At 39.0% G+C, this 15,300-nt stretch carries 14 protein-coding genes and 1 riboswitch; all 14 genes read right to left on the bottom strand.

From position 1 onward, the window contains the following. Nucleotides 1–190: 190 nt before the first annotated feature. The 14 genes from purD to AC3WJF_RS22115 all read right to left on the bottom strand — a co-directional run bounded on the left by purD (nucleotide 191) and on the right by AC3WJF_RS22115 (nucleotide 14,983). Nucleotides 191–1,453, bottom strand: a complete 1,263-nt coding sequence (gene purD, locus AC3WJF_RS22180; protein ID WP_492456126.1) for a phosphoribosylamine--glycine ligase — start codon at nucleotides 1,451–1,453, stop codon at nucleotides 191–193. Between the two features lie 337 nt (nucleotides 1,454–1,790). Then, on the bottom strand, nucleotides 1,791–3,320 hold the full coding sequence (gene purH / locus AC3WJF_RS22175) for a bifunctional phosphoribosylaminoimidazolecarboxamide formyltransferase/IMP cyclohydrolase (protein ID WP_492456124.1): 1,530 nt from the start codon (nucleotides 3,318–3,320) through the stop codon (nucleotides 1,791–1,793). Continuing rightward, on the bottom strand, nucleotides 3,301–3,900 hold the full coding sequence (purN, locus tag AC3WJF_RS22170; protein WP_492456122.1) for a phosphoribosylglycinamide formyltransferase: 600 nt from the start codon (nucleotides 3,898–3,900) through the stop codon (nucleotides 3,301–3,303). Before purN ends, purH begins: the two co-directional genes overlap by 20 nt. Further along, entirely contained in the window at nucleotides 3,900–4,940 is a 1,041-nt protein-coding gene (gene purM, locus AC3WJF_RS22165; RefSeq protein ID WP_492456120.1) for a phosphoribosylformylglycinamidine cyclo-ligase, read from the bottom strand. The genes purN and purM overlap by 1 nt, the downstream gene beginning before the upstream one ends. 12 nt (nucleotides 4,941–4,952) lie before the next feature. Beyond that, a complete protein-coding gene (gene purF / locus AC3WJF_RS22160) occupies nucleotides 4,953–6,374 on the bottom strand; it encodes an amidophosphoribosyltransferase (RefSeq protein ID WP_492456118.1) in 1,422 nt (473 codons plus the stop codon). Further along, on the bottom strand, nucleotides 6,359–8,581 hold the full coding sequence (gene purL, locus AC3WJF_RS22155; RefSeq protein WP_492456116.1) for a phosphoribosylformylglycinamidine synthase subunit PurL: 2,223 nt from the start codon (nucleotides 8,579–8,581) through the stop codon (nucleotides 6,359–6,361). Before purL ends, purF begins: the two co-directional genes overlap by 16 nt. After that, nucleotides 8,565–9,248 carry a phosphoribosylformylglycinamidine synthase subunit PurQ gene (purQ, locus tag AC3WJF_RS22150; protein WP_492456114.1) on the bottom strand — a complete coding sequence of 228 codons (684 nt, stop codon included), beginning with the start codon at nucleotides 9,246–9,248 and terminating at the stop codon, nucleotides 8,565–8,567. Before purQ ends, purL begins: the two co-directional genes overlap by 17 nt. Next, nucleotides 9,245–9,499 (bottom strand): phosphoribosylformylglycinamidine synthase subunit PurS, encoded by a 255-nt coding sequence (gene purS / locus AC3WJF_RS22145; protein ID WP_492456112.1) that lies wholly within the window; start codon nucleotides 9,497–9,499, stop codon nucleotides 9,245–9,247. Before purS ends, purQ begins: the two co-directional genes overlap by 4 nt. Beyond that, entirely contained in the window at nucleotides 9,492–10,214 is a 723-nt protein-coding gene (purC, locus tag AC3WJF_RS22140; RefSeq protein ID WP_492456111.1) for a phosphoribosylaminoimidazolesuccinocarboxamide synthase, read from the bottom strand. Before purC ends, purS begins: the two co-directional genes overlap by 8 nt. 256 nt (nucleotides 10,215–10,470) lie before the next feature. Beyond that, complete coding sequence (purB, locus tag AC3WJF_RS22135) at nucleotides 10,471–11,766, bottom strand: adenylosuccinate lyase (protein ID WP_492456109.1); 1,296 nt, start codon at nucleotides 11,764–11,766, stop codon at nucleotides 10,471–10,473. An 18-nt stretch (nucleotides 11,767–11,784) separates the two neighbouring features. Further along, on the bottom strand, nucleotides 11,785–12,909 hold the full coding sequence (gene purK / locus AC3WJF_RS22130; protein WP_492456107.1) for a 5-(carboxyamino)imidazole ribonucleotide synthase: 1,125 nt from the start codon (nucleotides 12,907–12,909) through the stop codon (nucleotides 11,785–11,787). Beyond that, nucleotides 12,902–13,390, bottom strand: a complete 489-nt coding sequence (gene purE / locus AC3WJF_RS22125) for a 5-(carboxyamino)imidazole ribonucleotide mutase (RefSeq protein ID WP_492456105.1) — start codon at nucleotides 13,388–13,390, stop codon at nucleotides 12,902–12,904. Before purE ends, purK begins: the two co-directional genes overlap by 8 nt. 124 nt (nucleotides 13,391–13,514) lie before the next feature. Beyond that, nucleotides 13,515–13,615: riboswitch (purine riboswitch) on the bottom strand. A gap of 85 nt (nucleotides 13,616–13,700) precedes the next feature. Then, nucleotides 13,701–13,901, bottom strand: a complete 201-nt coding sequence (locus AC3WJF_RS22120) for an NETI motif-containing protein (RefSeq protein ID WP_492456103.1) — start codon at nucleotides 13,899–13,901, stop codon at nucleotides 13,701–13,703. 92 nt (nucleotides 13,902–13,993) lie between these two features. Further along, nucleotides 13,994–14,983, bottom strand: a complete 990-nt coding sequence (locus AC3WJF_RS22115; protein ID WP_492456101.1) for a nuclease-related domain-containing protein — start codon at nucleotides 14,981–14,983, stop codon at nucleotides 13,994–13,996. Nucleotides 14,984–15,300 lie beyond the last annotated feature (317 nt).

Raw genomic sequence — 15,300 nt, 5'->3', positions numbered from 1 at the left:
TGAAGTGAGGTTTTTTTAATACCACGCTTGAAGCTCTTTAGAACCCCCGGCATAGCCAGGGGTTTTCGAAACCATAAGAATACTCTAGCTTGTCTAGTTCAAGCTATAAGATGTTTTCTTGAATAGAAGAAAAACTCCTGACAAAGACTTTGTCAGGAGTTATATTTAATGATTGGCACGAAACAGGACTTTATAACTTTAAAATTGCTTTTTTTCCAATGTCTTTCCGATAAAAAAATTCACTAGATGGAATTCTATCCATATCTGCATAAACTTTTCCGATTGCATCCCCCAACGAAAATCCATGAGCTGTGACTAATAAAACACGTCCGCCATTCGAGACAAATTGCTCTCCACTTTTTTCCGTTCCTGCGTGGAACACAGAAGTTTCGGGGGAAAGCGCGTCTAAATCTGGGAGTAATACCCCTTTTTTATACTGCTCAGGATAACCATTCGAGGCAAGCACTATCCCAACGACCGAATCGCTATTCCATTCTATTTCCGGTTCTTTTTCATTTAAAAGATCCAAAATGATGCTAACAAAGTCTGATTGTAAACGCGACAATACAACTTGTGTTTCCGGGTCGCCAAACCGCGCATTAAATTCAATTACTTTCGGACCTTGATCCGTTAAAATCAAGCCCGCATATAATACACCGCAAAAGCTTCTTTTTTCTTCTATTAATGCTTTGGCAGTTGGCAGTAAAATCTCCTGAATCGCACGTTCGATCTCCAGTTCCGGAATATGTGGAACAGGTGAGTACGCCCCCATTCCGCCAGTATTAGGTCCTTTATCTCCATCAAATGCTCTCTTATGATCCTGTGCAATGACCATTGGATAAACATTTGCTCCATTTACAAATGCCATTAAGGAAAATTCTTCTCCTTGCAGGAATTCTTCAATCACAACACTCACGGATGCCTTCCCGAATTTTTCATCCAACATCATTTCTTCCAATGCAGCCAATGCTTCCTCTACCGTCATCGCAACTACAACGCCTTTACCAGCGGCAAGTCCATCCGCTTTTATTACAATTGGAGCACCACTCTTTTCGACATATGCTTTAGCCTCTTCATAATCTTGGAATGTTTGGTAGATGGCAGTCGGTATATTGTATTTTTGCATTAATTCTTTAGCAAATGCTTTACTTCCTTCTATAATAGCTGCTTCTTTTCTTGGGCCAAAAATTTTCAAACCTGCTTCTTGGAATTCATTTACAATTCCCACTGTTAAAGGATCTTCCGGACCTACGATCGTTAAATCAATCTGATTTTCCTTGGCAAAAGAAATTAAATCAGAAAATTGATGTTCTGATATAGGAACAAGTTCCGCATCCTCGCTGATTCCCCCATTACCTGGAGCGCAATATACTTTTGTGACATGTTTGCTTTCCTTTACTTTCTTACAAATGGCATGCTCCCTGCCGCCTCTGCCAATTACTAATACCTTCATATGCTCCGCCTTTCCGGTACAGGATTTCATTTCAAATTTTAGTGTTGAACTACAATGGAAGGGGTATTATCTACTCATATTTGATAAATGGATTGAGTAAATGTATTTGGCGGACACTAGTTCCGTTATCTGTGACAAAATGGCCTATTTCTTTATGTTTGCGGACACAGGTTCCGTTATTTTGCAAAAAAGCAGTGAATTTCTTGTTTTTTTCACAAATAGCGGATTCTCTGTCCGTTTACATGTTAAATCATGGTCGTTTTATACAAATAACGGATTCTCTGTCCGCTTATTATTTTCACTCACTTCATTATCTAAGCGTTCTTCTTAGTTCTTATTAATGTTTAAAATGACGAATTCCTGTAAAGACCATTGCTATGCCATATTCATCGGCCTTTTTGATGGAATCAGCATCTTTAATAGAACCACCAGGTTGAATAATTGCCGTGATTCCCGCTTTTGCCGCTGCTTCCACCGTATCATCCATTGGGAAAAAGGCATCCGAAGCTAGTGCAGCACCTTCAGCTTTTGCCCACGCTTGTTCAAGTGCAATTTTCGCTGCACCTACTCGATTCATTTGTCCTGCACCGATCCCCAAAGTCATTTCGGAATTCGTTACAACAATCGCATTGGATTTCACATGCTTTACAACTTTCCAGCCAAGCTTCAATGCTTCCCATTCAGCGTCTGTAGGTTTTCTTTTCGTTGGAATGGTGATGTCAGCATTCTCTAATGTATAAGTATCTAAATCTTGTGTCAGTAATCCGCCTTCTACAGATGTAATCACTTTCTCCTGTTTGTTTTCTTCACTTGTTGCTACGGTTAATAAGCGAATATTTTTCTTCGTTGTTAAAATAGATAACGCTTCATTTGAAAAAGAAGGAGCGATGATAATTTCAAGGAAAATTTCATGTAAAAGCTTTGCCGTTTCTTCATCCACTTCACGATTAAAAGCTACAATCCCACCAAAAATAGATGTAGAATCTGCTTCAAAGGCTTTTTGGTAAGCTTCTAATATCGTGTTTCCTACTCCGACGCCACATGGATTCATATGTTTAACTGCAACAGCAACTGGTTCCGAGAAATCCTTTACGATTTGCAAAGCTGCATCCGCATCGCGAATATTATTAAAAGACAGTTCTTTTCCATGTAATTGTTCCGCATGTGCGATGGAAAAGGTAGATCCCAATGAATTCACATAAAATGTTGCTTTTTGATGAGGATTTTCACCATAACGAAGCGACTGTTTTCGTTCATAAGTAAATGTCACTCGCTCTGGATTTTCTTCCCCAACCAGATTTGTCATATAGTCTGCAATAATTGCATCATAGGAAGCAGTATGGCGATATACTTTTGCAGCTAATTTTTTCTTCGTCCCGGTCGTAACATCTCCATATTCTTTTAACTCTGAAAGCACCGTATCATAATCATTCGCATCTACTACTACTGTTACATATGCATGATTTTTTGCAGCAGAGCGCAGCATGGATGGACCGCCGATATCAATATTTTCAATTGCTTCCGCTTCCGTAACATCCTGCTTAGATATCGTCTGTTGAAACGGATATAAATTGACACAAACTAAATCGATAGGGTGGATGCCTTGATCTGAGATTTGTTTTAGATGGTCTGGAGTTCTCTTTGCAAGTAAACCTCCATGAACATTAGGATGCAGGGTTTTCACTCGACCTTCCAGCATTTCAGGAAATCCGGTAATATCATCAATCCCAATGACAGCTAAGCCAGCTTCCTCCAATGCCTTTTTTGTCCCGCCAGTCGAAATGATCTCAAATCCAACTTCTACTAAACCTTTTGCAAATTCCACTACACCTGTTTTATCTGAAACACTAATGAGCGCTCTTTTCATGATGCCAGACACCTCCACTGTTAAATATGGTTTGTAATGTTTTAGGATATAGTCGATGTTCCATTTCGTGAATTCTTTCCGCAAGTGTTTCTGCTGTATCATGCTCCAATATGGTTAATGCTTCTTGGGCAATAATAGGTCCTGTATCCATTCCTTCGTCTACATAATGAATCGTAACTCCTGTTGTATTAGCACCTGCGGCAATAGCCTGACCGATAGCATCCTTACCGGGAAACAACGGCAGTAAGGATGGATGGATATTAATGATTCGGTTTTCAAATTCCCGTAGAAGTGTTGGGCCAATCAGCCTCATATACCCAGCTAAAACGAGATATTGAACTCCTCTCTGACGAAGCTCTAACGCTATTTCACTTTCAAAATCCATTTTTGATTGATAATCTTTAGGATTAAAAACAAATGCCTCAATCTCATTTTGTTTGGCTCTATCAATCGCGTAAGCATTTGGTTTATCACACACAAGAAGCTCCACTGTCGCGTCCAACCTGCATGACTTAACAGAATCCACGATGGATTGAAAGTTGCTACCGTTCCCGGAAGCAAATACAGCTATTTTCACCATCACAATGTCCCCTTATCTGTAAATCGGACTCCAGGTTCTGTTGTAACTCGGCCGATTCGATACGCAGGCTCTCCGTTCTCCTTAAAAAAGTCCACAACTGCATCTGCAATGGATTCATCTACTGCTACTACAAAGCCAATCCCCATGTTAAAAATATTAAACATTTCCTCATGATCAATTTCGCCATACTTCTCCAGTACCTCAAATATTGGTAAAATCGGCCAAGAACCATGCTCTATTTCTACACCTAAATCGCCATTAAGCATTCTTGGGATATTTTCAATGAATCCGCCGCCTGTAATATGTGCCATTCCCTTTATTTCAAACTCTCTAATAGCTTTTATAACAGGTTTCACATAAATTTTGGTTGGAACCAGTAACTCTTCACCAAGTAGACGATCAAGTTCTGGTAGGCTATCTTCTAATGAGAAAGTATGATCTTCAAAGAAGATTTTCCTAACCAAAGAATAGCCGTTACTGTGAATTCCGCTGGAAGAAAGACCTATAAGGACATCTCCTTCTTGAATCGATTCACCAGTTATAAGTTCACTTTTTTCACAACCACCTACGGAAAAGCCAGCTAAATCATATTCATCTTCTTCATACAACCCTGGCATCTCGGCTGTTTCTCCACCGATTAAAGCACAGCCAGCTTGCTCGCAGCCATCGGCAATTCCTTTCACAATTTGCTCTATTTTAACGGGGCTTGCTTTTCCGCATGCGATGTAGTCAAGAAAATACAGTGGTTCAGCTCCCTGTACCACGATATCATTGACACACATTGCCACACAGTCAATCCCAATCGAATCATGTTTATCCATTAAAAAAGCAAGCTTCAGCTTCGTTCCAACCCCATCTGTTCCAGAAACAAGAACCGGCTCTCTCATATTCAATGAGGATAGATCAAATACACCACCAAAGTTTCCAAGCTGCCCTAAAACTCCAGGTCGCTTTGTCCGCTCAGCATGTTTTTTAATTCTTTCAACCGCTTCATATCCTGCCTCGATATCTACTCCCGCTTGTCGATATGCATTTGCCATTTACTGTTCCTCCTAGCGCACAAGTTCTTTTTCATGAGGTAAAACTGTATCCGGGTAAATTTCAGTGGGATATTTTCCTGTAAAGCATGCCAGGCATTGACCACAGCTTTCATTCACTTTTGGTCTACCAATAGCCTCTAACATTCCTTCTACACTTAAGAACGTTAAGGAATCTGCCCCAATAATCTCACGAATCTCCTCAACACTATGGGTCGACGCAATTAGTTCCTCATGCGTGGAAGTGTCAATTCCATAAAAGCAAGGATTCTTCATAGGCGGTGAACTGATGCAAACATGAACTTCGGTAGCACCAGCTTCTTTTAACATGGAGACAATTCGTCTACTTGTTGTTCCCCTGACGATTGAATCATCCACCATTATTACCCGTTTGCCTTCCACGACTTTGCGAACAGCCGAAAGCTTCATTTTTACGCCCTGTTCCCTTAAAGATTGAGATGGTTGTATAAATGTTCTTCCTACATAACGATTTTTTATTAATCCCATTTCATATGGAATGCCTGTGGCTTCTGCATATCCGATTGCTGCAGAAATACTTGAGTCCGGTACACCTGTCACCACATCTGCTTCGATAAGCACTTCTGTCGCAAGGCGTTTCCCCATATTTTTACGAGCCGTATGGACATTAATTCCGTGTATATTGCTATCCGGTCTTGAAAAATAAACATATTCCATCGTGCAGATGGCATTGTTAGTGGAAAGGGTAAATGGCTCCGAGTGAAGTCCATTATCATTAATGGTCAATAATTCTCCTGGCATCACATCTCTGACAAACTTAGCCCCAATAATATCAAATGCACATGTCTCAGACGCTACACAATAGGAATCCCCAACCTGGCCAATTGATAATGGACGTAAACCATTCGGATCTAGTGCAACCATTAATTCCGTTTCTGTCATTAAAAGAAATGCATAGGCACCTTTCACCATCGTAAGTGCGTTTTTCATTTTATCCGAAAGAGAAATGTATCCACTTCTTTTTATTAGATGTGCGAACACCTCAGTATCCGAACTTGTTTGAAAAATACTGCCTTGCGCTTCAAGCTGATGCTTAAGGCCGTTCGCATTGACTAAATTTCCATTATGGGCAAGCGCCATGCTGCCTTTTTGCGAATGGAAGAGAAGCGGTTGAACATTTTCAATCCCGCCTCCACCTGCTGTTGCATACCGAACATGACCAATCGCTGCTAAACCGTTTAACTGATCAAGCTTTCCTTCAGTAAACACTTCGGTGAGTAGCCCCTCTTCCCTTATACCGTACAAGCTCTCACCATTTGTAACAACAATTCCCGCTCCTTCTTGACCACGATGTTGCAAACTGTGCAATCCATAATACGTGATTTTCGCTGCATCCGGATGTCCCCAAATTCCAAATACACCGCATTCCTCGTTTAATCCCCTTATTTCAGCAAGCATGTAATCGCTCCTCTCCAAGCTTCTTCACATTCCTGAACATGTGCTTGAACGATTCTTTCTCCTTGCTCATCCTTAATGAAAAGCTCTCCCGTGTTCGTTACTGTTCCTATTAATCTAGCATCCTCGACCATTCTTTCAAATTCGTCTTTAAACTGCGGACGAATCGAAACAATAAAACGAGACTGTGTTTCACTAAATAACGCAACTGTTGCATTTCCTTGTAAAAGAACTTCCGCTCCTAGACCATCTGTACCAAATAGACTTTCTGCCAATGCTACGGCTATTCCACCTTCCGCAATATCATGTGCAGAAGAAACCAAGCTTTGTTTAATAGCAGCTAATAATTGTTTCTGTCTGCTAAGTTCTGTATCTAAGTTCAATTCTGGAGCTCTACCAAAAATCTTACCGGTTTGATATTTTTGGAGTTCACTGCCCCCGAACTCACAGCTAGTATCACCAATAATATAAATAAGGTCCCCAGCTTCCTTGAAACTTTGAGTCGTAATATGATCAAGGTCTTCGATTAAACCAACCATACCCACAACAGGTGTAGGATAAATAGCCGTACCTTTTGTCTCATTGTAAAGGGAAACGTTCCCTCCGATAACTGGGCTGTTTAACACTCGGCAAGCTTCACTCATCCCATCAACCGCTTTTTCTATTTGCCAGAAAATCTCTGGTTTTTCAGGGTTTCCGAAGTTTAAGCAATCCGTAATCGCTAATGGTTCAGCACCAGAACAAATAATATTACGTGCAGCTTCTGCCACAGCAATCTTTCCACCTGTTTCAGGATCTAGATATAGGTAACGAGAATTACAATCGGTTGTCATCGCTAATGCTTTACGAGTTCCTCGAATTCTTACCACTGCTGCATCCGATCCCGGTGTTACTACGGTATTTGTACGAACTTGGTAATCATATTGTCCATATACCCATTCCTTACTAGCGATTGTTGGCTGTTGCAATAACTGAAGCAATGTTTCCTTATAATCTTCCACATTTGGAATCTCATTTTCTAAGACCTGAAATTCACGGAAATAAGCAGGCTCTGTTGAAGGTTTATGGTAAACAGGTGCATCCTCAGCAAGTGAATCAACTGGAACATCCGCCACCACTTCTCCTTTATGAATAAGTCGTAAATGCTTATCGTTTGTTACTTTTCCAACCGCTACTGCCTCTAATCCATATTTTTGGAAGAGATCCATGATTTCTTGTTCTCTACCCTTTTTCACGACAATTAACATTCTTTCTTGAGATTCAGAAAGCATCATTTCATATGCGGTCATTCCTAATTCACGCTGCGGAATTAAATCAAGATTCATTTCAATACCTGATCCTGCTTTACTTGCCATTTCCGCAGAAGAACTTGTTAATCCGGCAGCACCCATATCTTGAATACCAACAAGGGCATCATTTTGAACCAATTCCAAGCATGCTTCTAATAAAAGCTTTTCCATAAATGGATCTCCCACTTGAACAGCAGGGCGTTTTTCATCCGATTTATCACTTAATTCCTCCGAAGCAAAGGTTGCACCATGGATACCGTCTCTACCCGTTTTCGCTCCAACATACATGACAGTATTGCCAATCCCTTTTGCTTGACCTTTTTGAATATCTTTATGGTCAATCAAACCAACACACATTGCGTTCACAAGTGGATTACCATCATAAGAAGGATCAAATTGAATTTCTCCTCCTACTGTTGGAATACCAATACAATTTCCATACCCGGCAATTCCCGCTACAACTTCTTTAAACAAATACTTCACTCTTGGAGAATCAAGCTCCCCAAAACGTAATGAGTTTAGAAGTGCAATCGGTCTTGCTCCCATTGAAAATACATCACGAATAATTCCGCCTACACCTGTTGCGGCTCCTTGATAAGGCTCAATTGCAGATGGATGGTTATGACTTTCAATTTTAAACACCACCGCTTGGTCATCCCCGATATCTACAATACCCGCTCCTTCACCTGGCCCTTGAAGTACTTTTTCACCTGTTGTCGGAAATCTCTTTAGTACGGGCTTAGAATTTTTATAACTACAGTGTTCAGACCACATTACAGAGAAAAGACCTGTTTCTGTATAGTTAGGAATTCTTCCTAATATGTTTTCAATCATCGAAAATTCTTGATCTGTTAGACCTAATTCACGGTAAAGCTTTTCTTCTTTAATTTGGGTTGGATTTGGTTCAAGCATTAACGACATGTGCTTCCCTCCAGTTTCTCACGATCGCTTGGAAAAGTTTTAATCCGTCAGCACTTCCTAAAAGTTCATCCACTGCACGTTCAGGATGTGGCATCATCCCAAGGACATTGCCTTTTTCATTGATAATTCCTGCTATATCAGATACGCTTCCATTCGGGTTATTATTATAAGTAAAAACAATTTGATTGTTAGCCTTTAATTGTTGCAATGTCGCTTCATCACAATAATAGTTGCCTTCGCCGTGTGCGATAGGAACTTGAATAACATCACCTTGCTTAAAGGAAGATGTAAACATAGTGTCGTTATTTTTTACTTTCAATTCAACCGTACGACATATAAATTGTAGGCTTTCATTACGACGCATTGCTCCTGGCAATAATCCAGATTCTAGTAAAATCTGAAATCCATTACAAACACCTAGCACAGGTTTTCCAGCCTCAGCTGCTTTTACTACTTCTTTCATTACATTGGAGAAGCGAGCAATGGCTCCTGATCGTAAGTAGTCACCATATGAGAAACCACCTGGAAGTAAAACCCCATCGAATTCATCAAGGTTATCGGTATCATGCCACACATACTCTACTTCTTCGCCGAGTTCATCTTTTATAGCGTGGTACATATCAACATCACAATTAGATCCTGGAAAGACGATTACCGCGAATTTCACTGAGCAACACACTCCTCAATTTCATATCGATAATCTTCAATTACTGGATTTGCCAGAAGACGAGTGCAAAGTTCATTCACAACCTCTTCAATATTGCGGTCTGTTTTTTCAATCGTTAATTCCATATACTTGCCGATTCTTACATCTTGAACCTCATGATAATTCATTGTGTGTAAAGATTGCTTTACTGCAGTTCCTTGAGGATCCAAAACGCTTTCCCTTAATGTTACGAAAACTTTTACCTTATACATGTGCTGTTTCCCCTTTCAAGCGGTTTAAAATTTCTGTATAAACAGTTGTCAAATCACCTAAATCTCTACGAAAAACATCTTTATCAAGCTTCTCATTAGTTTTTACGTCCCATAAACGACAAGTATCTGGAGAAATCTCATCCGCAAGCAAAATTTCACCATTTGCATCTTTTCCAAATTCAAGCTTAAAGTCCACTAAGCGAATCCCAAGCTGTAAAAATAACTTTGATAACACTTCATTAATTTTAAGAGCTTTATTTCTTAATAGATTCACTTCTTCTAAATTTGCAATTTCTAATATTTCAATATGATCCTCGGTAATAATAGGATCACCTAGGTCATCATTTTTATAATAAAATTCCACAACTGGCTTTTTTAATGGTGTACCTTCTTCGATTCCAAGTCGCTTTGACATGCTTCCTGCAATGACATTTCTAGTAACCACCTCTAAAGGTATAATGGAAACCTGCTTTACGAGTTGCTCCGTGTCCGAAATTTTCCGAATAAAATGGCTGTCAATACCCATTTCCTGAAGATTGGCAAAAATCAGGCTGGAAATCTCATTATTTAAAATGCCTTTCCCTGTTATTTCGGATTTTTTCACTCCATTAAAAGCAGTGGCAGAATCTTTGTACTCTACCCATAAAACACCTGTTTCACCTGTTGCATAAATTCTTTTTGCTTTCCCTTCATACAGTAGCTCATTCTTTTCCATGAATTTACACCTCACCAGTTGATTAGAAATGCGGAAGCGCCTTGCTCATCGGCGTACGGATTTCGTAGTCTTCGACTGAGATAAAGGAAACCGTGCTCGGTAGTTCACGAGCTGATGTTGACTTATCGTAGGGAGGAGACGTAGAAATCCGCTAGCCGATAGGCGCTGTAGCTAGACATAGATTAAACTTATTCTTCTTTTCCTTTTATTAAGTTTGTTCAGAAGAATTTTCTCTTCCGAACAAACTTTTATCCATTTAATTCAAACCTAGTCTTTCAAATATGGTGTCTACATTTTTTAAATGATAGTTATAGTCGAAGCAATCATCAATTTCTTCTTGGGTTAATTTGCTTTGAATGGTTGGATCTGCTTCGATTAATTGTTTAAATGGTACTTGTTTCTCCCAAGCCTCCATTGCCTTTGGTTGAACCGTATCATATGCTGCTTCACGGACCATTCCTTTATCAATTAGTGCTAATAATACTCGTTGTGAGTAGATTAACCCTAAAGTACGATCCATATTTCGCTTCATGTTTTCTGGGAAAACCGTTAAGTTTTTCACAATATTACCAAAGCGATTAAGCATATAGTTTAATGCAATGGTTGCATCTGGAAGGATGATACGCTCTGCTGAAGAATGAGAAATATCTCTTTCATGCCAAAGCGGAACATTTTCGTATGATGTTAACATATAACCGCGTATTACTCTTGCCAATCCAGTCATATTTTCTGAACCAATTGGATTACGTTTATGTGGCATAGCAGATGAACCTTTTTGGCCTTTTGCAAAAAATTCTTCTACTTCACGTGTTTCACTCTTTTGTAGCCCACGAACCTCTACTGCAAATTTTTCGATAGAAGTTGCAATTAATGCAATGGCTGCCATGTAATGTGCATGGCGATCACGTTGTAATGTTTGCGTTGAAATTGGTGCAGGCTGCAATCCTAATTTTTCACAAACATATTTTTCAACAAATGGATCGATATTAGCATAAGTACCTACTGCTCCTGAGATCTTTCCAAACTCCACTCCCGCAGCAGCATCTTTAAAGCGTTCCAAATTGCGTTTCATTTCTTCGTACCAAAGAGCCATTTTTAATCCGAATGTAGTTGGTTCAGCATGAACTCCATGGGTTCTTCCCATCATGACGGTATACTTATTTTCTTTCGCTTTTTCTTTTAATATTTCAATAAAGTTTTCAAGGTCTCTTAAGATAATTTCATTTGCTTGTTTCAATATATAGGAAAGGGCTGTATCCACAACATCGGTAGACGTTAAACCATAATGAACCCATTTTCTTTCTTCTCCAAGTGATTCCGAAACGGCTCTTGTAAATGCAACAACGTCATGTCTCGTTTCTTCCTCAATTTCCTTAATTCGCTCCACCTTGAAGGTTGCGTTATCACGTATTTTTTGGACATCTTCTTTTGGTATATCGCCAAGCTCTGCCCATGCCTCACATGCTAAAATTTCTACTTCCAGCCAAGCTTGAAAACGATTTTCCTCTGTCCAAATTGCGCCCATTTCTGGTCTTGTATAACGTTCGATCATGAATGTTTTCCTCCGATTCTAATTCCATATATTACTTTGCACGAGTTCCAACAATGTGTTTTCTATATCATCTGTTAAAACCGTCATATGCCCCATTTTTCTCTGATACTTAGGTTCTTCTTTCCCATATAGATGAATGGACCATTTTGGGTGCTGCGGGATTTGCTCCAACACCTTCTCAACATGCTGCCCTAAAATATTTACCATAATCACTGGACTTAATAGCTGTGGCTCTCTTAATGGCCAATTACAAATCGCCCGAATATGCTGAGCAAATTGAGAAATTCCACAAGCTTCAATGGAATAATGTCCAGAATTATGAGGTCTTGGTGCTAGTTCATTAACAAATAATTCCCCATCACGAGTTAAAAACATTTCAACAGCCAAAGTACCTACTAGGTCTAAGTAATCTGCTATTTTTGTCGCTAATGTATAAGCATTTTTCATTACTTCTTCCGTTGTTCTGGCAGGAACAATCGTTTCATGCAAAATATTGTTCACATGAATATTCTCACCAATTGGGAAGCATTTCATTTCACCAGAAACATTTCTTGTGACAATGACAGAAACTTCTTTTTCAAAAGGAACCCATGACTCTAGCACACAATTTCCGTGTTGAAGTAATGGAGATGCCTCGTTTATATCATCTTCATTTTTCAAAACAAATTGACCTTTTCCATCGTAACCACCGCGAGCTGTTTTCAATACACAAGGGAATCCAAGCTGTTCAGCTCCATTTTGAAGGTCCTCCACTGTTTCGATCACCCAATATGGTGCCACTTTCACACCAGAATGATCTAAAGCGTTTTTTTCCAAAATCCGGTCCTGTGTAATTCTAATGATTTCTGCACCTTGTGGAACGTACGCTATTTCAGTTAACCACCTTAGTGCATCATAATCAATATTTTCAAATTCAAAAGTGATCACATCACTATTTTGCGCTAATTGCAGTAATGCTTGTTTATCATCATATGCTGCAGTAATTTCTATATCTGCGACCTGTCCGCATGGAGAATTGGGGGTAGGGTCAAGCACTGCGATTTTATATCCAGCTTCTTTTGCAGCTAGTGCCATCATTCTCCCAAGCTGGCCACCGCCTATAATTCCAATTGTTTTTCCTGGTTGTATAATTGGATTATCCAAGTTGATCACTGCTTTCGATTACTTGTTTTTTTAGTGCTTCCCGTCTTTCTTCTAATCTTATAGCGACTGTTTCATTATTTGTTGATAATATTTGGGCTGCCAACAGTCCCGCATTCGTTGCTCCTGCTTTCCCTATGGCCACTGTTGCAACTGGCACGCCACCAGGCATTTGGACGATAGATAGTAAGGAGTCCAGGCCATTTAATGCTTTTGATTGAACAGGTACGCCAATTACGGGAAGCGTTGTTTTTGCTGCAACCATTCCCGGCAAATGGGCTGCACCTCCAGCACCTGCAATAATGACCTTTATGCCTCTCTTTCTAGCACTCTCGGCATATTCAAACATCAAATCAGGTGTTCTATGTGCTGATACTACTTTCTTTTCAAAAGGAATCTTTAATTCTTCTAAAATATCACATGCGAATTTCATCGTATCCCAATCTGATGTACTTCCCATGATTACTCCGACTTCAATGGTCATGGTCTAAACCGCCTTTATTATAAAATAAAAACCCAGGTAAACTGCTCCCTCAAATATGAGAGAAAGCAGTTTATCTGGGTGATAAAACCGGATCAAAAAAAGCTGAAATAAATAAAAAATCCCCAATATATCCACTTTCCCTCATAGTCCAAACATTTACGGTGTCTGGGTAGAGACGTATGGGCCATATTCCCATTATATATGAGGTACTATACTATTCATTTTGTCACTTACATCTTAACAGGTTATGAAATGAGAGTCAACACAATAATCGAACATTGACGTTTAATATCATTACAACGTTCGGATTTTAGTCAATTTTTCGTCCTTCGAAGATTATTTTTCTACCAGCTGGCTCGTAATCTACCTTTCCATTTTGGGAAACTTCTTTAAAAATAGGTTTTTCGATCCTTCTTACAGGGCGATATCCTTCTTGTTCCATTCGTTGTAAACAGCTTTCTATTGATTCGTTTTCTTGGACTTCGAATTGTTTTTTGGAGTTAGAAGACATTCCTCTAAATTCCTTTCTAATATATGTTCATTATTAATATTCTTATTATAGTGTTTAAATAATATTTTAAACAGTGGATTATGAAGAAAGGTTTAATTATTTATGAGAGTGTCTATAATTTCGTGGAGATGATATATTTTCGATCTTCCATTTCCCGTAGATGGAAGATTCATGGATTGCAGAATGTTCGTCGCCATTGTTTGAGAAGGTATTTGTAGAAAATCCCTTACTTCCTTATTTGAAATATCCTTTGTACTGAAAAGAACAGCAAAATCTATTAAAGATTCTATGTGTGCGGTTTTAGATGAGAATTGGCAGGGTGGGCAAACCCATTTTCCATGACATCTCAACATGGGGATTTTGCGACAATTAGGACAGTGCACTCCTCGCAGGACCTCGTTTTTATTAATTTCAAATTGCTTAAAAGGATCATATTCTTCAGGGGTATGTTTTTTAAAGAGGAATCTAACCAGTTTAGTTAGTTGACTTTTAACTAATACTTCTTTTCTGTACACTTTTGATAGGTTTTCGATTTGCTGTAAAAGACCAGCACTTTGAGTAATATTGGTAGAGGGATGTTTGGATTGTCCCTCTGTTTTTATTAAGGTGGAGGGATTACTTATTATGACTTGAGGTATCATTGGTATACTTGGAAATTTGCTTGTTTGCAGCAAGTTCTTCAACTGATATTGATGCCTATTAACTTGCGAAACGGGATCCTGAAATGCTTGTTCTAACCCGTTTTTTGTTCTTCTTAACTGATTAAAATTATAATCGAATGTAATGGTTCCATTGATATTTTTCACTTCAAGGATTGTAATAAAAAATGGGGATAGAATTAGTGTGTCCATCTGAAAGTGATAGTTTTGATAAGGAAGTCGAAGGTAGTGGAAAATATAATATTGTTTGTCTGGGAGAAAACTCAAATAGTAATCTAATGATTTCTCACCTAGATAGCCAGCCTTTGATTTAAGATATTCTTCTTTAATTATTGTCATTTTGGGATGCGAATAAGGTAATCTTCTCAATAAAATCTCCAATTTTTGCAGTTTAATTGGTACTCCTCTTTCTTTCGCTATCAATTTTGTCATCTCCTTTAATAAAATACTGTCAATATTCGATAAATGTCTGTTTTTTCCTCCTTTTTTTGCGGGTAAAAAAATTATTCTCGTGAATCTTTGGAATAACCTCGTGATTTTTGACTGTAATCTCGTGAAAACGGCAGCTAATCTCGCGAATTTAGCGTTTAATCTCGCGAAACGTGACTCTAGACCTAATTTGAACATATAAAAAAAGCCACAGACGTAAGTTCTGTGGCTTTTTCTGTTTGCCTGGCAATGTCCTACTCTTGCAGGGGGAGAGCCCCCAACTACCATCGGCGCTGAGAAGCTTAACTTCC

The sequence above is a fragment of the Heyndrickxia sp. FW510-T9 genome (assembly GCF_058781025.1).
The sequence above is the reverse complement of the archived record's forward strand: the minus strand, read 5'-3'. Positions and strand labels throughout refer to the sequence as shown.